Origin of the sequence: Moorena sp. SIO4G3, from assembly GCF_010692305.1 — a bacterium.
Classification (GTDB): Bacteria; Cyanobacteriota; Cyanobacteriia; order Cyanobacteriales; family Coleofasciculaceae; genus Moorena; species Moorena producens_A.
Window position 1 is genome coordinate 1 of sequence record NZ_JAAHIG010000011.1, and the last position, 26,282, is coordinate 26,282.

Sequence of the window (26,282 nt, forward strand, 5' to 3'; positions counted from 1 at the left end):
GGAGCAACCCGAAAGGATAGGATATCTAGGAGCCGTATGAGGCGAAAACTTCACGTACGGTTCTGAAGCAGAGGTGCTTCCCTTAATAGGGGACATCGACTGTAACAATGCCCGGAGGGTAGGGAAAGTCCTCCTTAAAAACCCAATCATCAACTAACAATTGGTGTGTGAACCCAGCAAAAATACGACCCTCAGAAAAATAAATGGTACGGCGGGGCACGCCGAAACCAAGTGCAACAGAAAAGAAACGGACTTTATAAGGCACTTTTCAAAAAGTAACTAAACGCTATCGCGAGACTGTGCCCGCTGGGTCTTTCGTGAACTGACTAGAATCTTGGTCTTGACGGGGTTCAGGTTTAGATATTGCCATTTGGACACGGAGGTTTAAGGCCGGTCGTAGATCTAGGAATCCCCGTCTTTTTAAAGCGGGGAGTGTCAAAGAAAGGGAATGGCAAGCTATAGTTTGAGTCAAACCCCATTGATAACTAACTTCACCTACCGATGGATTTAAAATCTCTGATTCGCGATATCCCTGACTTTCCTAAACCAGGGATTGTATTTAGGGATATCACTACCCTCCTGAGAAATCCAGAAGGACTTCGCTACACTATCGATACCTTAGCTCAAAAATTTCAGCAAGCAGGAGTAAGCGCTGATTACGTTGTTGGTATGGAGTCTCGTGGTTTTATATTTGGACCACCCATAGCTTACCAACTCGGGGCTGGGTTTGTCCCAGTGCGCAAACCAGGTAAGCTACCAGCAGCGGTATACTCGGCTGAATATGATCTAGAATACGGCACAGATACGTTGGAAGTCCATCAAGATGCTTTCACACCTAACTCCCAGGTTGTGATTATTGATGATTTAATAGCTACTGGAGGAACGGCAGCAGCTACAGTCAAGCTGGTAGAACAAGCAGGCGGTCAAGTGGTAGGTCTTGGCTTTATCATCGAATTACGGGCTTTAGGTGGACGTCAGCAACTGCCTGATGTTCCCTTGATCACCCTGGTTGACTATTAGTTAACCATTACTTATTAGTCATTGCTCAAAAGATAAGTTTATAAGAATTAAGAATTAAGAATTAAGAATTAAGAATTAAGAATTAAGAATTAAAGGACTTTAAAGCAATGACGAATGACTAACAACTAACGACTATTATATGACTTCTTCTACTAGAGATTCTAGCATTATCAATCGGTTTGATGGGGCTTGGCATAGACTAAAACTTCTGGTCACGAGTGAGACCTTTCTGTATGTAGTTAAGCGACTGTTGCAGGGTCTTTTGACCTTGCTGTTGGCATCTGCTCTAAGTTTTGCCATTATTCAGCTTGCACCAGGAGATTTTTTGGATACCCTCAGGCAAAATCCCAAAATTTCCCCAGAACGAATCGAGGAACTCAAGGAGCAATTTGGTTTAGATCAGCCAGCAATTGTTCAGTATTGGCGTTGGCTAGTACGAGTTGTGACCAAGTTTGACTTTGGTACTAGTTTCGCTTACTTCCGTCCTGTGTCATCTTTGTTATTAGAGCGGATACCAGCCACCTTACTCTTAGCCGTAGCCTCAATCTTTATTACTTGGGCGATCGCTATTCCTCTCGGTATCCTGGCTGCTGTTAATCAGAATCGAACCACTGACCGATTCCTGCAAGTCATTAGCTACACAGGTCAGGGTTTCCCCAGCCTAATCACTGCTCTGTTGCTGCTCATACTCGCCCAGAATCTTTCCCCCTTATTTCCTGTCGGTAGTATGACCAGTATCAATCATGATGATTTATCTGCCATTGGAAAGGTTTTGGATATTGGCTGGCATATGATTTTGCCAACTATAGCTTTATCGATTACTAGTTTTGCAGGTCTACAGCGAATTACTAGGGGTGAATTGCTGGATGTGCTACGGCAAGACTATATTCAGACCGCTCGTGCTAAGGGACTACCAGAAAATCGAGTTATTTATATCCATGCCTTGCGCAATGCTATCAATCCTCTGATTACCATCCTTGGCTTTGAGTTTGCGTCTCTACTCAGTGGCTCATTTATTGCTGAAATTTTCTTCAACTGGCCAGGTTTAGGTCGTTTGATTTTACAGGCGGTAACTGCTCAAGACCTCTATCTGGTCATGGGAAGCTTGATGATGGGGGCTACAATGCTGATTTTGGGGAATTTGTTAGCAGACTTGCTTCTAAAAGTGGTTGATCCTCGAATACGTCTAGAAGATTTGAAATAGACAATGGATAATGAAGTCTCGAGGATGAAGTGGTAACTCTGTGTTTCCTTGTCCGAAATTCCCTTTTGAGATCAATTTTTGTTGACAACCAAAATAGAATAAGACCTTTGATTAAATCAGGAAAAAAAACTGAAACTATTGTCCCTAATACCTCCTGCCTTATGCCTTCAGCATAGCTGCCTTCCTAACTCGCGGACGTGCCTCAGCACTATTTTCGTAAGTATTCAGCCGTCAGCGATCAGCGATCAGCTATCAGCTAATGGGCTACCCGCACGCTAATTGATACCAAGTTGCGCTCAAAGGTACAACTTTCTCTTCCGCCAATCTCCCTATCTCCCTATCTCCCCATCTCCCTATCTCCCCATCTCCCCATCTCCCCATCTCCCCATCTCCCTATCTCCCTATCTCCCTATCCAACCAATCTACTCTCTTTGAATGCAACTCGGTATGATGTGCTAGCAGACACTTTCACTGCACTGGGTCGGATGAGTAAAATGAGCAGGGATTTTCAAGCAGCAGTACCACTCAGTAAGCTGATTTTATACCTTCCGTTGATTAGCTGACTGCTGACTGCTGATAGCTGAATGCTTACCTATTTTCAAGATGTTCACCCAAATTCATTATCTGATTCTTTCTAGAAGGAACGGTCGTTATCTAGTTGCCCAACCGAAAGCTGGTAGCCCAGAGGCTGGAGCTGGATATCTGTTGATGTTTCGCGAACACTTTGATGCCCTGAGTTATCTCAATACCCACGCTGCTGATTTAGCTGACGAATTTTCTGTAGAGTCGGTTTCAGGGAGTCAGTTGAAGAATTTGCTTGAACGGTGGGGGTTTGTTGGTGTGGGTGTTGTTCAAGATCCATTGGTCCCTCAAATTGAGTTTTTTTCTTACGGATAAGGGCTATTAGGTGACACAAGCAGACTATTCAACTAGTCCAAAAAATAGCGATCGCATTTTCCAAAGCTCTGTGGCTTGACTGTGGATAATTGATAGTCCTACAAACCGTCGTTCCCTGATTAATTTTTTTGAGCAGGCAATGATGGCGAGGGCTGGTTATTCTGTGATTGATATTTCCTCTTGCTTGTCCATCAGGACAACAATGATACCCCATCAGGGCATACTGTTGTTAATATGCATAGATTTTGTTTAAATTTTATTAAGGAGTAAATAAAGGAGTAACTATGAAAGACCTCACTAGTTATCGAAATATAGGTATCTTTGCTCACGTGGACGCAGGCAAGACAACTACGACGGAGAGGATACTAAAACTTACCGGGAAAATCCACAAAATTGGTGAGGTTCACGAAGGTGCAGCTACAACGGACTTTATGGAACAGGAACAAGAGCGCGGTATTACTATTCAGTCTGCCGCCACCAGTTGTTTCTGGAAAGACCACCAACTCAACATTATTGATACCCCAGGTCACGTAGACTTTACCATTGAGGTTTATCGTTCCCTCAAGGTTCTCGACGGTGGCGTTGGTGTTTTCTGTGGCTCAGGTGGTGTAGAACCCCAGTCAGAAACTAACTGGCGCTACGCCAACGACTCAAAAGTTGCTCGGATTATCTACGTAAACAAACTTGACCGTCTGGGGGCTGATTTCTACCGAGTTGTTAAGCAGGTAGAAGATGTACTTGGTGCTAAGCCTCTGGTAATGGTACTGCCGATCGGAACTGAGAACGATTTTGTGGGTGTAGTGGATTTGCTAACCCGTAAGGCATGGGTATGGGATGACTCTGGGGATCCGATGAACTATGAGCTTCAAGATGTTCCCGCCAACATGGTTGATGATGTAGAAACCTACCGCGAGCAGTTAATTGAAATGGCTGTGGAGCAGGATGACGACGTGATGGAACAGTATCTAGAAGGGGAAGAACCAGATCTCGAAAGCCTTAAGCGTTGCATTCGCAAGGGAACTCGTGAGCTGGCTTTCTTCCCTACCTACTGCGGTTCATCCTTCAAGAATAAAGGGGTGCAGTTGGTACTTGATGCTGTAGTTGACTACCTGCCGAATCCTACTGAAGTCAAACCCCAGCCAGAAATCGATCTAGAAGGTAACGAAACCGGTACCCTTGCCTATGTTGACCCAGAAAAACCTTTGCGTGCCTTGGCATTTAAGATCATGGATGACCGCTTTGGTGCTCTGACCTTTACCCGTATCTACTCAGGAACCTTATCCAAGGGTGACACAGTACTTAATACCTTCACCGGTAAAACTGAGCGTATTGGTCGTTTGGTAGAAATGCATGCGGATTCCAGGGAAGAAATTGACTCTGCCCAGGCAGGTGATATTGTTGCCATCGTTGGGATGAAAAATGTCCAGACTGGGCATACCCTCTGTGATCCCAAAAATCCTGCTACTCTTGAGCCCATGGTCTTCCCAGACCCAGTGATTTCCATTGCGATCGCACCTAAGAAAAAAGGTGGCTCTGAGAAAATGGGCATTGCCCTGAGCAAGATGGTACAGGAAGACCCATCTTTCCACGTTGAAACTGACCAGGAAAGTGGCGAAACGATCATTAAGGGCATGGGTGAGCTGCACCTAGACATTAAGGTTGATATCCTGAAACGGACTCATGGCGTTGAGGTGGAGGTAGGTAAGCCCCAGGTGGCATACCGTGAATCCATTACTAAGCGCATCGAAGACAGCTATACCCACAAGAAGCAGTCTGGTGGTTCTGGTCAATATGGTAAAATCGATTACATTATTGAACCTGGTGAAACCGGTACTGGCTTCCAGTTTGAGTCCAAGGTTACTGGTGGTAATGTCCCCAGAGAATTTTGGCCTGCTGTGCAAAAGGGCTTTGAAAGCAGTATTCAAAAGGGTCTGTTGGCTGGATTCCCTTGTGTAGACTTCAAGGTTACCTTGACCGATGGTGCTTACCACCCCGTAGACTCATCGGCTATAGCCTTTGAAATTGCGGCCAGGGCTGCTTATCGGCAATCCTTTGGCAAGGCTTCACCTCAATTGTTAGAGCCAATTATGAAAGTGGATGTATTCACCCCAGAAGATTACATGGGGGATGTAATTGGTGACCTCAATCGCCGCCGTGGGATGATTAAGTCTCAGGAGAAAACTCTTACTGGTGCTCGCATTAAGGCAGATGCGCCTTTGAGTGAGATGTTTGGCTATATTGGTGACCTGCGTACTATGACATCTGGTCGTGGTCAGTTCTCTATGGAGTTCTCCCACTACGCCCCTTGCCCAAATAATGTGGCAGAAGAGGTAATTAAAGAAGTGAAGGAACGCGAGGAAGCTGCTAAATAATATTTTGATTTAAGTAGAGTTCCTGGCTGGTTTGAGACTGGCCAGGAACATCCTTTTATCAATGATTAAGTCTGTGCGATCACCATGCCCATCAAGGCAATCACCGAAGCATTGTAATCAATAGCATATTCATTAGTAGCCCAAGACCGCTCATCATCTACATAACTCAACATTCCCAAGCCTTTAGGGGCAATCTCATCCTGGGCATCAGTATTAGGACCCCCTACCATCAGACCAGGGATAACAATTTTTTTAGCTCGGGAAATCCGGTGATGAACATTACGCACGGAGTTGCTACCAACACCGGTAATAAAGCAAAGATTAAAATGATTCCGCCCCAGCAAATAATCTAACTGCTCAACAGCTGCCTTGTAGTAGCCTCGATTCCCAGTGATGCGGTAGGCATAGAGCAGGGTAATTCCTTCTTCAGCTATCTTGTGATTAGATGCCCAATGGAATTTATCAATAGCTAAACGGTAGCCACTACGGTTAATCTTTTCCATAAGACTATCCGCCCTTCGCATCAGCCTAGCTGTGATTTCTAATTTCAGTTTGTCTGACCCCTTCCTTTGTTTCTGCACCAAATAGTTAACCATTGCTAGAGCAGACGGATCTTTCCAACCAAACTCACCATAGTCGAAGGCTTTGATAGTTTTAGCTAAGTATTTCTCGTAGCTAGTCTCCCCTGTAGTAATAAACAGTTCTACGGCTGCCCAGAAGCGGTCATCTTGATCTGTTTTTAAGGATTCTTGCTGATCCCACTCTCCAAAAAGATACTTACCTGAACCGGTGTCATCTCCTTCTTGCCAATCCACCTTCATAGATCGCTGTTTTTGGAGAAACCCCCAGGCTTTCTGAGCTGCTTGTAAGTAGGTTTGAGCCAGTTGCTTGTCAAAGGGAGTGTAAACTCTAGCAGCCATTGCCATTACTGCTGCAAACTTGCCAGTCTCAGGTGTCGAAATCCCAAAAATGTACCGTGCTTGAGTATCTTGATTGGGTAGAATTTCCCCTGGCCAATTTTTTCCTGACAGCTTGCGGTAGACAGCACCATCCTGCCGCTGCATCTTCAACAGCCAATCTAATCCTACTTTGACCTCATCGAGTAGGTCAGGTCTACCATTTCCGCTTTCTGGTATAGTTAACTGCTTGTCCCTAAATAATTTAGGATATTGCTCGTACAAGCTTAACAACCGTCCGATGGTAACTGTCATTGGCGCTACATATTTACCAAAATCCCCAGCATCATGCCAGCCACCTTGGGCAGATTTGAACTCACCAGCTTTATGAAACTCATCGTTGTGGGCAATAATCCCATCTTTGAGATGGCAGGGGGGATGTTTTACTCCAGATACTGAATCATTTACAGCAACACCACACCGTTGCAAATAGTAAGACCGGAGTAGCTTTGTAAAGGTATCCTTATAAATTTCTTTACCAATACCAAAGGGATAAGATTGACTATAGCCATATTTGAGGTAATAGCTACCTGATTTATCGAATTTAGTAAAATCAATAACTCTGATTTTATCATTACTGGCTTTATCCTTTACAGAGTTTCCGAGGTTGGTCACAAAAACCGTTTTGTGAGTGATTAAATCAACAAGTTCAACCTGCTTGTTTTCCGAATTGGGGGAATTGATTAAAAACGCCAACTTAGGTCCAGTTGGGTAATAACCTATTTGATTGATAACAATTTTTCCTCTACCTGCTGGATTATAGGGTTGAGCATTAACCTTGGAAAAAATTCCATAAGCGATCGCACTGATCCAGCCGATAAAAAATCTTCTATCTATTTTCATCGTGAAGCTTTTACTTGAATGATATCTTGATTATGGGTCTAATGGAAATTTTCCAGAACGAACCTCTGTACTAAACTCCTGCACGGCTTGGGTAATTACCTGGCGCAAATTGACATAAGACTTAGCAAAGGGTGGCTGACGCTCTGAAAGTCCTAGTAAATCTGCTGTCACTAACACCTGCCCATCACAGTGGGGTCCAGCTCCAATGCCAATGGTGGGAATAGTTAATTTTTGTGTAATTGACCTTGCTAAATCCGGTGGAATATGTTCTAAAACGATAGCAAAGGCACCAGCTTGCTCCAATGCGATCGCATCCTGTAAAATCCGCTCCCCAGTTTCCGGTGTTTTTCCTTGTTGCCGTAAACCTAGTAGATTAATAGACTGGGGTGTTAAACCTACATGACCCATCACCGGAATTCCCACAGCGGTAAGCCTCCCCACCGTTTCAGCCATGGCAGGATATCCTCCCTCCAACTTCACTGCCACTGCCCCAGTTTCCTTCAACACTCTACCGGCAGAGTGGATTGCCTGCTGAGGACTTTCCTGATAACTCAAAAACGGCAAATCACAAACCACTAATGCCCGTTTAACACCCCGACACACCGCTTTGGCATGGTGAATCATTTCCTCAAGGGTCACTGGCAGCGTTGTGGAGTAACCCAGGGTAACCATTGCTAGAGAATCCCCGACCATGATTATGTCTACTCCCGCTTCATCCAACAGCTGAGCGATCGCATAATCCGCAGCGGTCAGCACCACAATCTGGCGCTCCTGTTGTTTCCATTGATTCAACTGCTTGATAGTAACTGCCATAACCAATAAAAGTTTCAGTCAATCCAATTACTTATTCTGAAAGATGCTGATCAAAAAAACTAAACTGAACTATGGAAATCTTTGTAAAGAAGCGTCAACTAATGAATTCAGTGTAATCTCATCGTAAGCTCTCAGTTATCAGCTCTCAGCTGTCAGCTGAGAGCTATCAGCTCTCAGTTATCAGCTCTCAGCATTCAGCATTCAGCCATTCGCGTAGCGTGGCCACAGGCCTTGGCCTGTGGCCACGCTACACCCAGCTTTTGAATAAAATAAGCTGACGGCACCTCATGTAGCGTGAGCTAAAAGCTCACGGCTGACGGCTGACGGCTGACCACTGACCGCTGACCACTGAGCACTGACCACTGACCGCTGAATACTTACATGTCATCTGTACAATTGATTTATGACCCATGAACAGTATAGGGGTTAATTAAAGTAATCAAAAAGGTTGAAGAATCCTGGTTGAGTAGGGAATACTAAGAATGAAGCTTCCTCGATCAGGTTCCCTATGTCAGAGCCTCTAATTTCTGCCATCATCTGCACCCACAATCGTGAAGAATATTTGGGTGCCGCCATTGATAGCTTGCTACAGCAGGATTTTGCCGATTATGAAGTAATTGTGGTCGATAATGCCTCAAGCGATCGCACCCGTAACATAGTTGACCAACGCTTAGACAACTCTCGACTAAACTATGTTTATGAACCCGTACTTGGTTTATCCGTAGCTCGTAACACCGGGGCTGCCACTGCCTCTGCTCCTATTTTAGCTTATCTGGATGATGATGCCGTTGCCAGTCCCCGTTGGCTTAAGACAATTTACGAAGCTTATCAAAGTAACGAGAAACTAGCAATTGCTGGTGGTAAAGTAACCCTATTGTGGCCAGATGGCATTACCTCTCCCTCCTGGTTGTCACCAGACCTAGCCGGAAATTTGGGAGCTTATGACCTAGGTGATTCCGTAATTAAGATCCAAAATCCTGGTTTGACTCCCAGAGGTTTAAATTACTCGATCAGGCGGACTTTCCTGGAGGAAATCGGTGGTTTTGATGTCAATTTAGGTCGTGTGGGTAAAAATCTGTTATCTAATGAAGAGTTACATATGACAGAATTAGCTCTCCAGGATGGTTGGCAGGTTGCTTATCTGCCTGATGCTCTAGTAGCTCACAATGTTGCCCCAGAACGAATCAATAAACGTTGGTTTTTGAATCGTGGTTGGTGGCAAGGTATTAGCGAGTGTTACCGTGAACAATTGGTTGGTCGTGCTGGTACTGCCCAATTTTTACGGGGAGGTGAACGAATGATCCGAGGAATCTACAAATCCTTGAAGCACTTCCGCAATCCAGCTTTGCGCTTTGATAATTTGGTTTATGCCTATGGTCAAATCGGTTATCTGAGTGCAGTAATTAAAGGAATGCTACAAAGGAGCAAGTCCTCTCTATCCCACAACCAGTCCAGTCATTAATGAGACTGGATAATAGGTTATCTTATATTATATAGCAATCCGTGTAGGAATTGAGAGAATTTTGATGCGATATTCCCTACTCCCAGATCCGCTGTTCCCAGATCCGCTGTTCCCTGTTCCCTTTGCTATAGCACAGATAGTTTTGGTTTATTGTTGACTGTTAACTGTTGAATGATAAGCCTTAATTTTAGTTAAGGTTTGCTGTTAGTTATTATTGGCCAATATACTTTTCATAAAACTTCCACAATTGCAGGTGTTTAATTATGAAATCCCCTAACACTAAACTTCCGGTATCAGTTCTAATTCCAGCCAAAAATGAAGAAGCTAATTTACCAGCTTGTCTTGAGAGTGTTAATAGAGCGGATGAAGTCTTTGTTGTCGATTCCCAAAGTAGCGATCGCTCCATTGAAATTGTGGAAGAATACGGTGCAAACATAGTTCAATTCTATTTTGATGGGTTTTGGCCCAAAAAGAAAAATTGGAGCTTAGAAAATATTGAATTCCGTAATCAATGGGTATTAATTGTTGATTGTGACGAGCGCATTACTCCAGAACTTTGGGATGAAATTGCTGTTGCAATCGAAAATCCAGATTATAATGGCTACTATATCAATCGTAGAGTATTCTTCCTAGGACAATGGATTCGCTTTGGTGGCAAATATCCAGACTGGAATCTACGGTTGTTTAAGCACGAAAAAGGTCGCTACGAAAACCTGAAAACGGAAGGAATTCCTAATACTGGAGACAACGAAGTCCATGAACACGTTGTGCTACAAGGCAAAGCTGGCTATCTTGAAAATGATATGCTGCACATTGACTTTAAGGACATTTACCATTGGCTAGAACGGCACAATCGCTACTCCAATTGGGAAGCTCGTGTCTATCTGAATCTACTAACCGGGAAAGATGACTCTGGCACCATCGGGGGAAATCTGTTTGGAGACGCCGTGCAGCGTAAGCGGTTTCTGAAAAAAATCTGGGTTAGACTACCGTTTAAACCATTACTGCGGTTTATTTTGTTTTACTTTATACAGCTGGGCTTTTTAGATGGAAAAGCTGGGTACATTTATGGACGCCTGTTGAGTCAGTATGAATATCAAATTGGTGTCAAACTCTATGAGTTACAAAAGTTTAGCGGTAAGCTGAATGTAAAAAAAACTGAACCAGCACAGACACCAGTAACGCCAAAGCCATCAGTTGTCTCTCCAAATCCCTGAGACTCCATTTAGAATTAAGAATGTAGAATTAAGAATTAAGAATTAAGAATTGAGAATTAAGAATTAAGAATTAAGAATTCTACATTCGGCATTCGGCATTCTAAATTCTACATTCTACATTCGGCATTCTACATTCTACATTCTGCATATGACTAATGACTTAAGTAAACTACCAGCGTTAGATTTAGAACCCTTAGTGGATTTACGGCAGTACGACCAATCTTGGTTTGACCGAGGACGTCCGGGCTGGTTCATTTTATTTTGGTGGTTGGTGCAAGCGATCGCATTTCCCTTAAGTCCTCATAACTTGAATGGCTTCCGCCGATGGCTGCTACAACTATTTGGAGCCAAGATTGGTCCTAATGTGATCATTCGACCCACGGCTCGTTTTACTTACCCGTGGAAAGTAGAAGTTGGTCAGTACAGTTGGATTGGGGATGATGTGGTTTTCTACAGCTTGGATAGGATTCGCATTGGTAGTCATTGCGTTATTTCTCAAAAATGTTACCTCTGTACTGGTAGCCACGATATGAAAGACCCAGCCTTTGGTTTAATCACATCTGAGATTAGTGTTGGTAACGGAGTTTGGATTGCCGCCGATTGCTTCATTGCGCCCGGTGTTCAAATTGGAGCCAATGCCGTTATTGGTGCTCGCAGCACTGTGTTTAGTAATATCCCAGAGCAGCAAGTATGCTGGGGAATTCCAGCACGTCCCCGCTATCGACGGGAAATCGAAGAGATAGGGAATAGGGAGTAGGGTGTAGGGTGTAGGGTGTAGGGTTTAGGGTGTAGGGTTTAGGGATTAGGGAGTAGGGAGTAGCTTACAAGGGTAGGTTTTTTACGGCGAGTAGGTACTTTAATTACGTATAAATTCTCAAAAATATGTATTATATTATACAAGTATTTCCGTGATAATTCTCCCCATCTCCCCATCTCCCCATCTCCCCATATTCCCCTCCTGGGAGGGGTTAGGGGTGGGTTCCCATCTCCCCATCTCCCCATCTCCCCACACTCTTAATCATGGGTATTCAATCGGAGGAGATCATACAAGGGTAAGCTGACCAGATCCGGAAAAATTGTCGATAAGTTTCCGGATTTTCATTTTGCCAAAAGAAAAAGATAGTGGACCACTTTAAGTCAGGATTCCATAGTCATGGTTCACAAATTCATTTTCCAAGGTTCAGCTTACCTGTTGTCAGCGTCCGTGATGTGGCAAATGCTTCCCGCAACAGCCGGAATAGCACCTGGGAAGCATGACAATAGCAATGTTAGCACCTTCGAGATTGCTGGATTATTCGATGAGCTCCGCCAAATCCGTCGAGATGTTCAAGAGGTAACCAATACCATTCGTGAAGGCAGACGTATAATCCAAGGCACACGCAGAGCGGTTGATGAGTTTGATCAACTTGGCGACGACCTCAACTCTGGACGAGTGGTAAAGTCTTCTAACAATAATCCCTGTCGTAAAAATGGGTCTCAGAAATCCGTTGCTATCAATGAGCAGGTGATTTGCACCAAAGACGGAGCCTATGAGTTAAGTCAGGAATTGCGTAAGGTACTGATGATGACACAAACTCGAAACCTCTATATTGATGAGTTTTACGGCAATTTTTTGGACAAAGTCTTTAATCGTCCTGTTGAGTTTATGTTCGAGAATAAGGAGGAAATGACTTTAGAGAATCTTACGAAGGTGCTTGCTCTCTATGATCAGAAACGGTGGGATTATAGCAAAATCACACAGATTCTTTTCTCTCCCTCTACTAGTAAGGCTACTTTGATGTTTGGAAAGCGCACCCAACCGGAAATTGTATCTGTCCCTGATTCCATTGGTAAGTTTTCAGATTCCGTATTTAAAATAAAATCTAAGTCTCCATTGAATCAAGAATAACTTGACAGGTAAGCTATCAGTGGTCAGTGGTCAGTGGTCAGCTTATTTTATTTCGGACTTACGAAATTTAGTGGGTTTTGCCCCCCTAGCCCCCCAATTTTGGGGGGTAATGATGTCAAAGTCCCCCAGAATTGGGGGATTTAGGGGGCACTTGCGTAAGTCCTGTTATTCAAAAGCTGTTCGCGTAGCGTGCGCGTAGCGCTTAAGCTGATAACTGATAACTGATAACTGATAGCTGATAGCTGATGGCTGATAACTGATAGCTGATAGCTGTTCGCGTAGCGTGTGCGTAGCACATAAACTGATAGCTAATAACTGTTCGCCTTAATCACTAAAATTTATTTGTGGTCCTTTTGGAACAATACCAGAGGGATTAATAAAGGGATGACTCTTATAATAATGATCCTTAATATGGTCAATATTACAAGTTTTTTCTACCCCTGGCTGATGATAAAGGTCTTTGAGATAATTCCACAAATTGGGATAATCCAGAATTCGTTGCCAATTACATTTGAAATGGAAATAGTAAACTGAGTCAAAGCGTAGCAGAGTGGTAAACATACACAAATCGGCTTCTGTAATGCGATCGCCACAGAGATAAGGCTGTTTAGCTAACACCCCTTCCCAATAGTCAAGGGCATCAAAGAGGTCAGTTACTCCTTCTTCATAGGCTTGCTGAGTTGTAGCGAATCCGGCTCGATACACACCATTATTAATAGGTTGGTAAATGGCATCAATGGTTTTATCAATCTCTTCCCGTAAATTCTCCGGATAAAAGCTGATATCCGACTGAGCAATCCCGTCGAATTCGATGTCAAACATCCGAATAATTTCACGGGATTCATTATTAACAATCGTGCCAGTTTCCTTATCCCAAAGTACTGGAACTGTCACCCGTCCGGTACAGTTAGGGTCAGCTTTGATATAAACTTCCCGCAGATAGCGAGCACCATTGACTGTATCAGGGATACAACCAGGCCCATCGGAAAATTCCCATCCATCTTTATCCATCAATGGGTCAACAATGGACAGGGTAATCGCTTCCTTCAATCCCTTTAAGGCTCGCATAATTAGAGTGCGGTGCGCCCAGGGACAAGCATAGGAAACATAGAGATGGTAGCGTCCAGAGGCTGGTTTATAGTCTGTGGAACCATCAGCACGAATCCAATTACGAAACTTCGTAGGATTACGCATGAATCGCCCTTGGGGGTCTTGCTGATAGGCTTCGTTAGTCCATTGTCCGTTAACGAGCATCCCTGTTGCCATAGTTTTCCTCTGTTCGTGTAGCGTGGCCAACGGCCATGGTATTTTTTTTCATACTATCTATAGCTAAGGGAAAAGGGAGTAGGGAGTCGGGAGTGCATCCCTTAAAACCCTCTTTGCTATTGGCTTTTGGCTTTCTCGGCAACGCCATCCCAAGAAGGTTGGTAATTAAACAACCATTTAAATTGCAAATCTGCTAACCAGGTGGGAGTAAGTTTGTAAATATTGTTGCGTAAGAAACATCCCATTGCAGAGTTGCTTTGCCCTAAGTTACCTACTTGCCGGGACGTACTGAAAACACGATTTACCCTTGGACTGCGCTGACTTTCAAATTCACGTAATAGTGACGGAACCTGGTTATTGTTCAATGTCAGAGTAAGTATTTTAGCTAGTTCAAAGCCATCTTCCACAGCCATACAACCTCCCTGACCGATATTGGGTTGTACGGGGTGCGCTGCATCTCCGATTAAGCTTACCCTACCTCTTCCCCATTCAGTACCCTTTGGTTCCCGGTCAAAAATATCATCTCGGTAAATGCTGCTGTTATCTAAAGTCTGGATAATACTCGGCACAGGTTCCGCATAATCTGAAAATAGTGATTGTAATGCTTTGGATTTACCACCAAGTGTGTCATCATTACCGCCTCTGTCACAATTGTTGAAGGCGTAGAAAGAAAATCGTCCTCCTCCCACATCAAAATATCCAAAGCGATTTCCCCGTCCCCAATATTCCATCCAACTGTATCGCTCATCCAAGGTTATGTTTGAGGTATGGAAATATCCCCGCCAGCAAGTCATACCACTGTACACTGGCTCTTTTTGCCTTTCAGTACCATTTAGGCGAGCACGTACTTTTGAATAAAGACCATCAGCACCTACTAAAATATCTCCTGTAACTGTGCTGCCATCTTGAAAGTGAACCTTGACATTCTCCCCAGTATCTTCAAAGTCACAGAAGTCCATTCCAGTTCGTACTACTCCTGTAGGCAATGCTTCATAGAGAATCTGTTGCAGTTCAGGTCTCAAAAGACATACCCCTAGGTCTTCTTCCCCTACAAATTTGGGTGAATTAATATACAGAGGATTACCTTTTTTGCTAGAGAACCCACCTTTTAAAATTCTGCCTCCCTGCTGATATAAACGTTGATAAATCTTTCCTCCCCACAGTAGTTTGTAAACTCGCATTGCATTTCGTTGAATAAATATGCCCCCTGGTCCAGAGAGCATTCCATCCAGTTGACGCTTCTCATATAGCTCAACTTCTATACCCGCATCAAGGCAGGCACGGGCAAAAGTCAACCCACCAATTCCACCCCCAATGACAATCACCTTCTTTACTGAGGTTTCGATAGCTTTCCCGGATGTTTGCATGGCTTTCTTTCAATCGATGGATAATTCTTCCCTTGATTTACTCTACTATGAGGTGCATTTTTCTAGGGAGCTTCGGAGCTGGGAGTAGGGAAAAGAGGGCGTTGCTGAATCTTCGGATGAATATGAGTGGGGTAGGTATCCTGCCTGCTGGAAATATATTGAAACTGGCAAGATGCCAGTTCCACGCCTGATGCCCATTCCACCCCTGATGCCCGTTCCAATGCCCAGCTTGCAAACCTGGGAATTTTTTTATATAAAGGCAAGAAAGACCTGACGACTGGACTTATAGGTGATAATAAATTAAGGAATTACCTTAGCCCAAGTAATAAAATAACTTATACAAGCACATTAGGTGAGGTGAGCATATAAAGTTACTGAAAATCTCTATGTCATATTTATACCTAGTTAGTAACTATGAAGCTAAAGCAAATACTTAATCTAATCAAAGTATCAATGCCCAAGCTATTAAAAACTTCTCAGCAAGATATTGATATAATAGCTAAAAAAATTTATAATAACCGTAAAATTACAGGTGTCATATCAACTAAAATATAAGATAAGTATAAAGCTGACAAAATTGCTAAAAACCCTTTAAAATTAATATTATTTGAGTGTTATGATCCATTTATCAATTTACTGAAATTAGAAAATAAGTTTTTAAAACCAGTTTTAGAATACCTCAAGAGGTTTGCACTGCTAGAAATTTTAGGACTTGTCGGTAATCTATTTATAGTTGTTGGTGTAATTGTCTTTATTGATGGTGAGGAAAATCGACGAAATAGTGAAGTTTATCAAGCATGGCAGGTAATTACATCAGCTTATAATCAACCTGGTAGTGGCGGTAGAAAACAAGCTCTGGAATTTCTAAACTCAGAACCTAGACGTAGTCCCTGGTTTTGGTTGACCTGGGATAGAGAAAGTTTAGCAGGTTTAGAAGCTCCAAAAGCATATTTATTTAGAGTTCAGCTCTTGAATGCTAACCTAGCTTATGCTAATTTACAGGAAGCTAATTTATGGGAAGCTAATTTACAGGAAGCTAGTTTATGGCAAGCTAATTTACAGGAAGCTAATTTACAAGAAGCTAATTTACAAGAAGCTATGTTAATGGGAGTTAATTTACAGAAAGCTAACCTAACTTATGCTAATTTACAGAAAGCTAATTTAAATAATGCTAATTTACAGAGAGCTCTTTTACCTAGAGCTAATTTACAAAAAACTATATTAGGTCATACTAATTTAGTGGAAGCTGATTTAGTAAAAACTAATTTAAATGAAGCTAATTTAGGTGCTGCAAATTTACAGAAAGCTGATTTACAGGAAGCTAATTTACAAGAAGCTAATTTATGGGAAGCTAATTTACAAGAAGCTGATTTAGTATTCGCTAATTTACAGGAAGCTAATTTACGTAATGCTAATTTACATAAAGCAGATCTTAGAGCAGCTAATTTACCTTATGCTAATTTACCTTATGCTAATTTACCTTATGCTAATTTACCTTATGCTAATTTACAGGAAGCTAATCTAATTTATGCTAACTTACAGGAAGCTAATCTAGACCAAGCTGATTTAAAAAACGCACTTTATTCAGATGGAAATACATCGGAATCTGTATGTAAAGAAATTTATAAAAACTATCCATGTCCTACAAACTTTTCAGAAAACTTTGACCCAAAAGTCGCTGGAATGAAACTAGTAATAAATTTAAAAGATTTATCTAACTGATACGTAATCATTCAGCCGTCAGCTGTCAGCCGTGAGCTTTTGGCTCACGCTAAGCAAACAGCTTTGTGGTACAGGCCACAGTCGAGCTTGCTTCGGATTATTTCAATCGGAGATCAAGACAAATAGGGAGTAGGAAGATAGGGAAATGGGGAGAGCTGACCAAGTCCTATCCTCCCAAAATATCAGGAACGGGCAAGATGCCCATTCCACGCCTGATGCCCATTCCAGAAAACTCTTAAAATCGTTCCATTATTAAGCAAAGCCCCTCTTGCCCTAAGAAAGCTTCGTCAAGAATTCTAAAAATGTTTTAGTTCTTGGTGTTAAGAGGGTGCGGCGATAGGCATCTGCCGCTTTTTTAATTCCTTCTGCTTGAGTTGGATAGGGATGAATTACGCTGGAAAGCTTACTCAAACCAATCTTATGGACAATTGCTGTCGTCACCTCAGAAATCATTTCCCCTGCATGAGTTGCCACAATAGTTGCTCCCAGGATTTGATCTGACCCCTTCTTGTGGTGAATTTTAACAAATCCCTCTTCTTCGCCATCTGCGATCGCTCGGTCTACAGTACTAAAGGGAATTTTAATCGTATTAACATTAAACCCTTTCCCTTGAGCTTCATGTTCATACATTCCCACATGGGCAATTTCTGGATCAGTATAGGTTGCCCAAGGCATCACCAAATTACTCAGTTTATATTTACCCAAGCCAAAGGGAGAAAATAGAGTATTCTTAATCACAATCCGTGCTGCTGAATCCGCTGCATGGGTAAACTTCCAGTCCATGCAAATATCACCAGCAGCATAAATTTTGGGATTGGTAGTTTCAAGGTAATCATTCACCTTAACTCCTTTACGCTGGTCATACTCTACCCCGACCAGTTCCAAATTTAACCCTTCCACATTGGGCGCACGTCCAGCACCAATCAAAATTTCATCTACCGTGACCGACTCTTCCAAACCAGTGCAGCTATTGAAGTGTAAGGTTTTACCTGCTTCTGTCTTCTCGACCCGGTTCAATTGGGCACCCAGGACTAAACGGATACCTTCTTTTAAAAAGACTTTTTGAACAATATCGGCGGCGTCAGCATCTTCTTTATTTAAAATGTGAGAACCGCGATGGAACAGCACCACTTCACAACCTAAACGGCGGAAAGACTGAGCTAATTCACACCCAATTGGACCGCCACCAATAACAGCTAGTCGATTGGGACGTTCTGTCAGAGAAAATACCGTTTCATTGGTGAGATACCCCGCCTCTTCCATGCCCTCAACTCGGGGTCGCACTGCTCTTGCTCCTGTAGCAATTACCGCTTTCTTAAACTTGAGGGTAGTATCGTTTACTTCAATGGTATCATCACCGGTAAACCGACCATTGCCTAAATATATATCAATACCATAGGTATCTTTGAAGCGTTGAGCAGAATCGTGATGGCTAATCCCTGCTCGTAGCCGACGCATTCGTTCCATCACTGCGGGGAAGTCTACTTCAATATTATCTGGAACTTTAACCCCAAAGGCTCCCGCATTGCGCATCTCAGCCACTACCCGAGATGACCGAATCAAACACTTGGAGGGGACACAACCTACATTTAAACAATCCCCACCCATCAAATGCCGTTCAATCAACGCCACTTTCAAACCAACACCGATACCTGCTGCACCTGCTGCGGTAACTAATCCAGCTGTACCAGCACCAATAACTACTAGGTCATAACAATCAACAGGTTTTGGATTAACCCAATCCCCTGGATGAACGTAGTTAACCAACCTCTGGTTATACTCGTCCATGGGTGGAACAATAACTCTTTGGTATTGAGAACTTGACATTTATAATAACTCCTTTGATAGTTCAAAATTCAATTAATTTTTTAGGGAGCAGGGAGTAGGGAGTAGGGAGTAGGGAGTAGGGAGTAGGGAGTAGGGAGTAGGGAGTAGGGAATCGGGAATCGGGAATCGGGAGTCGGGAGTCGGGAAATTGAATGTATCTCATATGTATTAGAACCGCTATATACCTAAGCTGTCGCTAACAACACAGTCTTAAAATCTCTCGACCTTTAACTTCCTAACCTTTAACCTTTAACTTCCTAACCTTTAACCTGCTAACCTTCAACTTTCAACTTTCAACCTGCTAACCTTCAACTTCCTAACCTTCAACCTCCTAACCTTCAACCTTCTAAACTGTCTCCTTGGAAACGCTTTTGTCTAAAGCCTTCTTAGCCACATTAGTGACATAAAGTGTGACCGCAACAGTGGCGATAAAACCAATAATCCGAATTGCCCACTGGACAGTGGGATTGGTGGGTGCGTCACCACCACCGATCATGGCCAGGTCTCCAGCCAGGGAACCGATGTAAACGTACATCACTGTTCCTGGAATCATGCCAATGGAGCCTAAGACATAGTCTTTCAGAGAAACCCCAGTTAGACCATAGGCATAGTTTAAGAGATTGAAGGGAAATACAGGAGAGAGTCGAGTCAATAGGACAATTTTGAATCCTTCCTGACCTACTGCTTCATCAATGGCACTAAATTTGTCATTTCCAGCAATTTTTTGTGCAATCCAGTCCCTAGCTAGATAACGCCCCACCAGAAAAGCAGCCGTAGCTCCGATAGTGGCTCCGATGAACACATAGATTGAGCCTAAGACAACACCAAATACTACCCCAGCCCCTAGGGTTAGGATAGACCCAGGCAAAAATGCTACGGCAGCAATGATATAGATTCCGATAAATGCGATCGCTCCGATGGGTCCTAGACTATCAATCCACTGTAAAGCATTGCGCAATATTTCTTGGGGATTGAATCCTCCACTACTAGCGGATTCCTGTGCAAAACTAGGCTCAGCGTGTACCACCAGTACCATCACCATTGCCAGTAATGTTAATGAAACTAACTTGAAACCCTTCATGACCTTTCGGGGATGAGATTGACTGCTTCTTCTTGTACTTATCATGAGTTGGGAGCGTTGCAATTGAACTTGAGACATAGTAATCAAATTATCTACAGATCTGGTTATCTTAAATGGCTTGTTTGGGGATGAAATTAACAAAAGTTTATAAGTTGATAGGTAAGCTATCAGCTATCAGCTATCAGCTATCAGCGAACAGCGATTAGCGCACGCTACTTGAGGTGCTATCAGCTATCAGCTAATCCCCTACATTGGTTTAATCTCTGTTACCTCAGTTGACGGCTGACTTCTGACCGCTGACGGCTGACCGCTGACGGCAGTTAAGCATTTAGCCTTGAGCCTAGGGCGATCAGCTTTCTAGAGAGTGGCCAACAAACAATTGCAGTATCAATTGCTTGTTGATGATCATAATACAATACTTTTTAGGGGCTAAAGCTAGTGAAACTAATTGAAATTTAATAAGAATATTTGTGGTGATTTTTAAGCTTAAATTTAGCGGGTACTCAGGAAAAAATCAGGTTTATTAATATAGCTGATATTATCTATAAAAATTAGCTCTGAGAACAGACTTTTTTTAGTTATAACAAACAATTAACTAGTTCATCTAAATTAGAGCTGGATTTAAAGTTAAATAGGGGGTGTTATAAGTTACAATTAATCAAGAATATAGTGGTTTTTAGCCTATCGAGACCGTTTGTTTCTGTACTTGACCCAATTAACCCATCAAAAAAGCTGATTCCCTTTTTGCTAACCTATATAATAGACGTTTGTTAACACCTGTACCTATTTCCCCATGTCTGCTAAGGATCAATTCCATGATCTAGTTAAGGATGCTCTAATCAATGATGGTTGGATCATTACTCACGATCCTTATCGCATTGATCTGGGTTTTACCGATATCTACATGGATTTGGGGGCAGAATGCCTGATTGCTGCTGAACGCAATAATGAAAAAATAGCTATTGAAGTTAAAAGCTTTCTATCAGCTTCAAGAATTTCAGAATTCCATGGTGCAATTGGGCAGTTTATTAACTATCGTCTTGCCTTAGAAGATGAGGAGCCTGATCGAACACTTCATCTTGCGGTTCCTAACACTATTTACAGTGGTTTTTTCAGTTATCCCTTCATACAAAAGTCGATCAAGCGTAATCAGGTTCCTATTGTAGTTTATGACATTTCCCAACCCAGGATTAATCAATGGATAAACTAGAGGTATATCGACAGCACATTCAGGACTTGCTTAAAAAACGCGCCAGTATTAAGTCGGCGAATCCAGCCATCGAAACCCAGCTCATTTTTGATACGGAACGGGATCATTACCAAATGGTTCATACCGGTTGGAAAAATAACACCACACGTATTTATGGCTGTTCTGTACATGTCGATATTAAAGATGGCAAAATTTGGATACAGCATGATGGGTCGGAGATTGCGATCGCAGATCAGTTAGTTGAGCTAGGGGTACCAAAGCAGGATATTGTGTTGGCCTATCAGGCACCGATTATGAGGCAGTATACCGAGTTTGCGGTGGGGTGAGCGCACCCGCCATACAGTGATGGAACTAAAAAATCAGCGGTGTGAAGTGTTCTATGACAGGCGTTGCTAAACAGATGAAGGCCGCAGGGTTACCCCTGAAGGATATTGCACAATATACGGGGTTGAGCGTTGATCAGATAGATGGGTTGTAGGTTCAAACGGCTTCATCCAATCTTCGGATATGCAGAACCTCATTTTTCATTAATGACTCAATTTGTGACTCTGAAACCACTAAAACGGCGATCGTTTCCCCGATCCCATTGAAAACTTCCAGACTATAACCATCCTCTCCGTCTTGTATTGGATGGTGATCGACAATCGTTGCAATATCCCCTTGCTGCAACTTATGCTTGGGAAAATCTTCCCGCAGAGCCACCCGTGAAAATAACTCAAATGCCATTATCTAGCCTCCTTATCTGGGTACAGGGTGATAAACTTTGTCTGTTGAGTTTCATGCTCCACCATCCAAATTGTCTTGATGTCTAGTTCAACTCCATTTGGTCCTACTAAAATGCCCCGAATGGTATAAACATCGCCAAATCGGTTGGGTTCATCGCTCAAAGTCGCATCCAATGGCAAAATCTGGGAACGCAAATCTATTTCTAACTGTTGCCAGTTCTCTTGACTATAGCCTGCCTGAGCTAAAAATTTTGACTTATCATCGTTATCACGCCAAAGCAACAAATATCTGGTAAGTTTGGCCGTTGCAATGATGGCATCCTGTGGAAGTTTCATAAACCTATATGGTTATATGGTTATCCAGTTTTGGCGTTATCATCCCTAAACGTTATCATTAATTCCCAGTATATTGATTTTTGCACGTTAGTGTAGCCTATCGATCAAGGAATCGCACCCAACCTGGTTCCACGATGATGGCGTTGGGAATTTTATTCGCGATCGCTTATCTATTCTTGTCAAGACATCCGGTCACACAGGACTGACACTGGCCCTTTGATCCAGGGTTCTTTAGTAGAAGAAAGTAGGTTTTTTCGGTAGAGTGGGCAAAACTTACCCACCCCACTTAAATTCAATATTAAGTCTCTACTTGGAAGTAAACATCAACCATGTCGTGTCTAGTACTGACTCTCCCTGTAGTAAGGTAAAGTTGTAACTTATATGAACCAGTGGTATCTATCATCTAAAACTTGTTCTCGATGCTAACCCCAGCTAAGTAATTCATAGACTCTGCCATGATTGCCAATCCCCAGTCCCAGAAAATGACTGTCGAAGCTTACTTGGAATGGGAACCACACCAGGAACTTCGATACGAATTTATTAATGGTGACATTTTGGCTATGACAGGTGGCAGCATCCCCCACAATGATATTGCGATTAATCTACTTGCTGCGCTACGTCCCCACGTTCGTCCCAAAGGCTGTCGCATCAATATTGCTGATGCCAAAGTAAAGGTTACCGAATCTATCTACCGTTATCCAGATGTGGTGGTGAGCTGCGATCAGCGAGATAGAATAGCGATTAACGCGATCCAATATCCAAAACTTATCGTTGAAGTGCTTTCCCCCGGTACAGAAGCTCTCGATCGGGGCAATAAGTTCAAAGAATATCGCACTCTACCCAGCCTAGAAGAATACGTCCTGATCAGCTCTACCGAAATCAACGTCGAGATTTACCGGAGGGGCGAAGGGCGGTTGTGGCTATACAGGGCATACCAAGCTGGAGATGTGATCACCCTGGAGAGCGTTGGCTTTGAGTTTGCGATCGCACTCCTGTATGAGGATATCCCACTAGACCGGTGAACTATTTAAAACTAAGGTTTGGTGGTGCGATCGCCCAATACACTGAGTTTGCCGTTGATTAACTAGACTTCGGGCGTTGCTGAATCTTTCAATGAATAGCAGTAGAGTGGGCATCCTGCCCGGGCCAAAATATCGCCAAACAGGCAAGATGCCTATTCCACAGGATTTTTTCCCTGCTCCGAAGTCCCTGCTCCCTGCTCCCTAAAACCCAGAAGTTTGTACTTCACCAATTAAAAACCGCTATATTAATAATCATAAATAACAAGAGGAATTAAAGCCATGAGTAGCTCAAATCCAAAACACTATAAAAGAATCGGGAGTATCTATGATGATTTGTGGAGTTACTCAGAAGACTACATTAGATTTATGGGTTTAAGCATAATTGAATATTTACGCTTAACCCCAACAGATAGTATTGTAGATTTAGGCTGCGGTACAGGGCTTTTTACCCAAGCAATTCCTAAGGAAATACAGTTAGATAATCCGATTATCTGCGTGGATCCTTCTGAAGAGATGCTCTCACAAATCCCCTTAAGCCCCCAATACCAAATTAGAGCAGTAGATGCGATTACTTTTGTCTCTGAGACCTCAGGTTATAATAAGGTCTATATGAAGGAAGCCATTCATCATATAGACAATAAAGAATTACTATTTAGTAGTTTGTTTGAAAAGCTAACTAGTGGAGGAATTTTCTTGCTAATCCTTCTGCCTCCAACTATTGAGTATCCTTTATTCAAGGAAGCTTTAGAGCGATATGAAAGAGGGCAGCCTAACTATAACGATCTAAGTAGTTTACTAGAAAAAGTCGGCTTCAACGTCTCAGTTGATTTTGTTGAATATCTTCAGTCAATTCCTAAAGAACAATACTTGAAAATGGTAGCAAATCGCTATATGTCCTTACTGTCATTCTTTGATGATCAACAGTTAGAGGAAGGTCTAGCAGAAATCTCCGAAAAATATGCTCAACAATCTATCCTTGAATTTCCTGACCGTTTTGTTTTTATTACAGCAACTAAGTAGTTAAGCTATCAGCTATCAGCTATCAGCTATCAGCTATACCAAAGGGAACAGGGAACAGGGAACAGGGAACAGGGAGTAGGGAGTAGCGATGCAGCGCGGTCTTGGGGAGGCAGCGCGGTCTTGGGGGTTCCCCCCATGAGCGACTGCCGTGGTTTCCCCCACTCGCTATTGCATCAAGACGGGAGTAGGGAAAAGGGAACAAAAATTCTCGCAATTCCTACACGGATTGGTATATCAGTTATCAGCTATCAGCTATCAGCTAAAGGCCTTGGCCATAGGCCACGCTGCGCGAACGCGAATGGCCACGCTACGCGAACAGCTATCAGCTTATGCGCTACGTGCTGCATCCCTATTCCCTACTCCCTGTTCCCTATTCCCTGTTCCCTATTCCCTTTGCTGTAGTCGCGATCGCATCAGCTCTAGCATTCAATCGCTTGAGTAAGGTTGTATGGGAGAGGTTGGGATCATCCTCAAGATTGACCAGACCAAAACTAATCGGGGGTGTATGACCGGGCAAATCTACCCAACGATACCAGGTATAACCGACAAGAGCGGGATGAGTCAAAGCCCTGGCTAAGGACTTAGCGCCATTACGCATCATCCGTGACCTTTCGGAAAACCCGTCTTCTGGTTCATCGGGTAAGGCTCGTTGAGTAAACCTGGTGTGTCCCCAACTAAACTCAGTGTTGAGCACTGGCAATTTTGTAGCTTGGTAGTATAGGTCTATCCGCTCATACATGTTGTAGCGATAATTGTTAGCAGATACCACATCTACCCAAGGTCTTTTGATGGCGGAAAATACAGCATCAGAAGGAGGAGCCCCAAACCGACATCCCAGGATTAAATGATTGTGGTCATAGCGGTGGATTGCTGCTGCAGTTTCCTGAAAATAGCGTCGAGCAAATTCTGCTTGAAACCCATTCTGATCCACTAAGTAGCCTTTAGAAACAATCCCTTGTTTTGTCTTAGTCCATTCTTTAATCGTGTCTCTAGATTCAATAGGGACCTGCCAATCTTTAGCTAACTGCTCTAAACTATTACCATGGCGCTTTAAAACAAAATCCCAGGCAGCACTATAGGCGGGTTTTTCTTTATTGAGGCTAAGGCAAAATTGTAGTAAAGATGCCTTAGCGTTATTGGTCAACAACAACTCTGAGTTAACCTTTCGGTCTGCTGTTTCAGCGTGTGCCCAATTGAGTTCATTGTCAGTAAAATATCCCACTAGCAGCTTACTACTTGCCACCGGTGCTACGATTTCCTTAGCTTTAGCATCAATCCCTTCAATCCATTTCGGATCAAACACATCCGGTAACTTTAGCTTCCTGTCATCAACCCTAAGTTCACTGTCTGGAGCAGCTTTGACGAAATTTAGGATAACCGTGTAGGGCATACCCTGATCCCACAATTGAGGTGGTGTCCATGCTCCTAGGGCATTAAAATTCCAGCTCCGCAGCCGCTCAAAGGTAGCTTCCCGAAAGGCAGCGGGGTCTTGACCATATTTATCCTCGACAACCGGAACATAGGGAGCAGGATAGCCAAAGTTGACGGAGGTGACACCCCGGTAAAGGAAGGGTTTGCCATCGGGGTCAATCAACCACCAACGACCTTTGTGGGATTTGCCAACTCGGAAAAAATCCTGCTGACCTATTACTGTTTCGGTCTTGATGCGTACTTGGGCAAGAGGACTAGCAGCTTGGGAGGCAAGAAGACTATTGGGTAGGGCAGAGCTCAGCAGTACGATCACTGCTGAGAGGATGAATAGAATAAATCCGGATAATACTTTCCAATGTCGCATTTGAGTTTTGTTAATGCCTGATTGAGATCCCCCGTTGGTCCCCCTTAATAAGGGTAGGGCTGTTTCATTTCATTTATAAACCCTATATAGGCCGGCGTTGCTGAATTAAGGGATGAATGCGCGATTATCTGATTTTATTACAGCCCCCTAAATCCCCCAACTTTGGGGGACTTGTCTTGATGCAGTCGCTCATGGGGGAAACCACGCCAGTTGCTCATGGGGGGAACCCCCAAGACCGC

The 26,282-nt window shown here is 43.1% G+C and carries 28 protein-coding genes; 14 read left to right on the plus strand and 14 right to left on the minus strand.

Going from position 1 to position 26,282, the window contains the following annotated elements:
* The first annotated feature begins 501 nt into the window (after positions 1-501).
* From F6J99_RS03470 to F6J99_RS03480, 3 genes are all read left to right on the plus strand, one after another.
* Positions 502-1,020: an adenine phosphoribosyltransferase gene (locus F6J99_RS03470; RefSeq protein WP_293111718.1), complete on the plus strand. Its 519-nt coding sequence runs from the start codon at positions 502-504 to the stop codon at positions 1,018-1,020.
* A gap of 139 nt (positions 1,021-1,159) precedes the next feature.
* Positions 1,160-2,224, plus strand: coding sequence for an ABC transporter permease (locus tag F6J99_RS03475; protein ID WP_075904827.1), 1,065 nt, complete (start codon positions 1,160-1,162; stop codon positions 2,222-2,224).
* A gap of 603 nt (positions 2,225-2,827) precedes the next feature.
* Positions 2,828-3,121, plus strand: a complete 294-nt coding sequence (locus F6J99_RS03480; RefSeq protein ID WP_293054391.1) for a hypothetical protein — start codon at positions 2,828-2,830, stop codon at positions 3,119-3,121.
* A 28-nt stretch (positions 3,122-3,149) separates the two neighbouring features.
* On the opposite strand, the gene F6J99_RS03485 is transcribed toward F6J99_RS03480, so the two are convergent.
* Entirely contained in the window at positions 3,150-3,335 is a 186-nt protein-coding gene (locus F6J99_RS03485) for a hypothetical protein (RefSeq protein WP_293111719.1), read from the minus strand.
* Positions 3,336-3,405: 70 nt separating this feature from the next.
* On the opposite strand from F6J99_RS03485, the gene fusA reads away from it, so the two are divergent.
* Positions 3,406-5,493, plus strand: a complete 2,088-nt coding sequence (gene fusA, locus F6J99_RS03490; RefSeq protein WP_293111720.1) for an elongation factor G — start codon at positions 3,406-3,408, stop codon at positions 5,491-5,493.
* A gap of 65 nt (positions 5,494-5,558) precedes the next feature.
* Here the strand turns inward: fusA and F6J99_RS03495 are convergent, their stop codons facing one another.
* A complete protein-coding gene (locus F6J99_RS03495) occupies positions 5,559-7,292 on the minus strand; it encodes a glycoside hydrolase family 9 protein (protein ID WP_293111721.1) in 1,734 nt (577 codons plus the stop codon).
* Positions 7,293-7,322: 30 nt separating this feature from the next.
* Positions 7,323-8,105: a 3-methyl-2-oxobutanoate hydroxymethyltransferase gene (gene panB, locus F6J99_RS03500; RefSeq protein ID WP_293111722.1), complete on the minus strand. Its 783-nt coding sequence runs from the start codon at positions 8,103-8,105 to the stop codon at positions 7,323-7,325.
* A 508-nt stretch (positions 8,106-8,613) separates the two neighbouring features.
* On the opposite strand from panB, the gene F6J99_RS03505 reads away from it, so the two are divergent.
* The 3 genes from F6J99_RS03505 (at position 8,614) to hpsU (ending at position 11,541) form a co-directional block, all read left to right on the plus strand.
* On the plus strand, positions 8,614-9,567 hold the full coding sequence (locus tag F6J99_RS03505; protein WP_293111723.1) for a glycosyltransferase family 2 protein: 954 nt from the start codon (positions 8,614-8,616) through the stop codon (positions 9,565-9,567).
* A gap of 263 nt (positions 9,568-9,830) precedes the next feature.
* Positions 9,831-10,784, plus strand: a complete 954-nt coding sequence (locus F6J99_RS03510; RefSeq protein ID WP_293111724.1) for a glycosyltransferase family 2 protein — start codon at positions 9,831-9,833, stop codon at positions 10,782-10,784.
* Between the two features lie 148 nt (positions 10,785-10,932).
* Positions 10,933-11,541: a hormogonium polysaccharide biosynthesis acetyltransferase HpsU gene (hpsU, locus tag F6J99_RS03515; RefSeq protein ID WP_293111725.1), complete on the plus strand. Its 609-nt coding sequence runs from the start codon at positions 10,933-10,935 to the stop codon at positions 11,539-11,541.
* Between the two features lie 38 nt (positions 11,542-11,579).
* Here hpsU and F6J99_RS03520 read toward each other — a convergent pair whose 3' ends face one another.
* Complete coding sequence (locus tag F6J99_RS03520) at positions 11,580-11,717, minus strand: hypothetical protein (RefSeq protein WP_293111726.1); 138 nt, start codon at positions 11,715-11,717, stop codon at positions 11,580-11,582.
* Between the two features lie 220 nt (positions 11,718-11,937).
* On the opposite strand from F6J99_RS03520, the gene F6J99_RS03525 reads away from it, so the two are divergent.
* Positions 11,938-12,672 carry a hypothetical protein gene (locus F6J99_RS03525; RefSeq protein WP_293111727.1) on the plus strand — a complete coding sequence of 245 codons (735 nt, stop codon included), beginning with the start codon at positions 11,938-11,940 and terminating at the stop codon, positions 12,670-12,672.
* Positions 12,673-12,996: 324 nt separating this feature from the next.
* Here F6J99_RS03525 and F6J99_RS03530 read toward each other — a convergent pair whose 3' ends face one another.
* The 4 genes from F6J99_RS03530 to F6J99_RS03545 all read right to left on the minus strand — a co-directional run bounded on the left by F6J99_RS03530 (position 12,997) and on the right by F6J99_RS03545 (position 15,568).
* Positions 12,997-13,938: a glutathione S-transferase family protein gene (locus F6J99_RS03530; RefSeq protein ID WP_293111728.1), complete on the minus strand. Its 942-nt coding sequence runs from the start codon at positions 13,936-13,938 to the stop codon at positions 12,997-12,999.
* Positions 13,916-14,080, minus strand: a complete 165-nt coding sequence (locus tag F6J99_RS03535) for a hypothetical protein (RefSeq protein WP_293111729.1) — start codon at positions 14,078-14,080, stop codon at positions 13,916-13,918. Before F6J99_RS03535 ends, F6J99_RS03530 begins: the two co-directional genes overlap by 23 nt.
* Positions 14,055-15,305 (minus strand): FAD-dependent monooxygenase, encoded by a 1,251-nt coding sequence (locus F6J99_RS03540; RefSeq protein WP_293111730.1) that lies wholly within the window; start codon positions 15,303-15,305, stop codon positions 14,055-14,057. The genes F6J99_RS03535 and F6J99_RS03540 overlap by 26 nt, the downstream gene beginning before the upstream one ends.
* 62 nt (positions 15,306-15,367) lie before the next feature.
* Positions 15,368-15,568: a hypothetical protein gene (locus tag F6J99_RS03545; RefSeq protein ID WP_293111731.1), complete on the minus strand. Its 201-nt coding sequence runs from the start codon at positions 15,566-15,568 to the stop codon at positions 15,368-15,370.
* Positions 15,569-16,205: 637 nt separating this feature from the next.
* Between F6J99_RS03545 and F6J99_RS03550 the strand changes: the two genes are divergently transcribed.
* Complete coding sequence (locus F6J99_RS03550; RefSeq protein WP_293111732.1) at positions 16,206-17,027, plus strand: pentapeptide repeat-containing protein; 822 nt, start codon at positions 16,206-16,208, stop codon at positions 17,025-17,027.
* 273 nt (positions 17,028-17,300) lie between these two features.
* Here F6J99_RS03550 and F6J99_RS03555 read toward each other — a convergent pair whose 3' ends face one another.
* From F6J99_RS03555 to F6J99_RS03565, 3 genes are all read right to left on the minus strand, one after another.
* Positions 17,301-18,854 carry a mercuric reductase gene (locus F6J99_RS03555; protein ID WP_293111733.1) on the minus strand — a complete coding sequence of 518 codons (1,554 nt, stop codon included), beginning with the start codon at positions 18,852-18,854 and terminating at the stop codon, positions 17,301-17,303.
* 22 nt (positions 18,855-18,876) lie between these two features.
* Positions 18,877-19,017, minus strand: coding sequence for a hypothetical protein (locus F6J99_RS03560; protein ID WP_293111734.1), 141 nt, complete (start codon positions 19,015-19,017; stop codon positions 18,877-18,879).
* Positions 19,018-19,200: 183 nt separating this feature from the next.
* On the minus strand, positions 19,201-19,890 hold the full coding sequence (locus F6J99_RS03565) for a TVP38/TMEM64 family protein (RefSeq protein WP_365972549.1): 690 nt from the start codon (positions 19,888-19,890) through the stop codon (positions 19,201-19,203).
* 838 nt (positions 19,891-20,728) lie between these two features.
* On the opposite strand from F6J99_RS03565, the gene F6J99_RS03570 reads away from it, so the two are divergent.
* Together F6J99_RS03570 and F6J99_RS03575 are read left to right on the plus strand one after the other, a co-directional pair.
* Positions 20,729-21,145: an element excision factor XisH family protein gene (locus F6J99_RS03570; protein WP_293111735.1), complete on the plus strand. Its 417-nt coding sequence runs from the start codon at positions 20,729-20,731 to the stop codon at positions 21,143-21,145.
* Positions 21,133-21,471: a XisI protein gene (locus F6J99_RS03575; protein ID WP_293082735.1), complete on the plus strand. Its 339-nt coding sequence runs from the start codon at positions 21,133-21,135 to the stop codon at positions 21,469-21,471. Before F6J99_RS03570 ends, F6J99_RS03575 begins: the two co-directional genes overlap by 13 nt.
* A 154-nt stretch (positions 21,472-21,625) precedes the next feature.
* Here F6J99_RS03575 and F6J99_RS03580 read toward each other — a convergent pair whose 3' ends face one another.
* Together F6J99_RS03580 and F6J99_RS03585 are read right to left on the minus strand one after the other, a co-directional pair.
* Complete coding sequence (locus tag F6J99_RS03580) at positions 21,626-21,871, minus strand: DUF4926 domain-containing protein (RefSeq protein ID WP_070395932.1); 246 nt, start codon at positions 21,869-21,871, stop codon at positions 21,626-21,628.
* Positions 21,871-22,206 (minus strand): DUF6883 domain-containing protein, encoded by a 336-nt coding sequence (locus F6J99_RS03585; protein ID WP_293111736.1) that lies wholly within the window; start codon positions 22,204-22,206, stop codon positions 21,871-21,873. Before F6J99_RS03585 ends, F6J99_RS03580 begins: the two co-directional genes overlap by 1 nt.
* Positions 22,207-22,661: 455 nt before the next feature.
* On the opposite strand from F6J99_RS03585, the gene F6J99_RS03590 reads away from it, so the two are divergent.
* The 3 genes from F6J99_RS03590 to F6J99_RS03600 all read left to right on the plus strand — a co-directional run bounded on the left by F6J99_RS03590 (position 22,662) and on the right by F6J99_RS03600 (position 24,650).
* A complete protein-coding gene (locus F6J99_RS03590) occupies positions 22,662-23,228 on the plus strand; it encodes a Uma2 family endonuclease (RefSeq protein ID WP_293111737.1) in 567 nt (188 codons plus the stop codon).
* A 279-nt stretch (positions 23,229-23,507) separates the two neighbouring features.
* Positions 23,508-24,248 (plus strand): methyltransferase domain-containing protein, encoded by a 741-nt coding sequence (locus F6J99_RS03595; RefSeq protein WP_293111738.1) that lies wholly within the window; start codon positions 23,508-23,510, stop codon positions 24,246-24,248.
* Between the two features lie 135 nt (positions 24,249-24,383).
* On the plus strand, positions 24,384-24,650 hold the full coding sequence (locus F6J99_RS03600) for a hypothetical protein (RefSeq protein ID WP_293111739.1): 267 nt from the start codon (positions 24,384-24,386) through the stop codon (positions 24,648-24,650).
* Here the strand turns inward: F6J99_RS03600 and F6J99_RS03605 are convergent.
* Positions 24,619-26,043, minus strand: a complete 1,425-nt coding sequence (locus tag F6J99_RS03605; RefSeq protein WP_293111740.1) for a hypothetical protein — start codon at positions 26,041-26,043, stop codon at positions 24,619-24,621. The genes F6J99_RS03600 and F6J99_RS03605 overlap by 32 nt on opposite strands.
* Between the last annotated feature and the right edge of the window lie 239 nt (positions 26,044-26,282).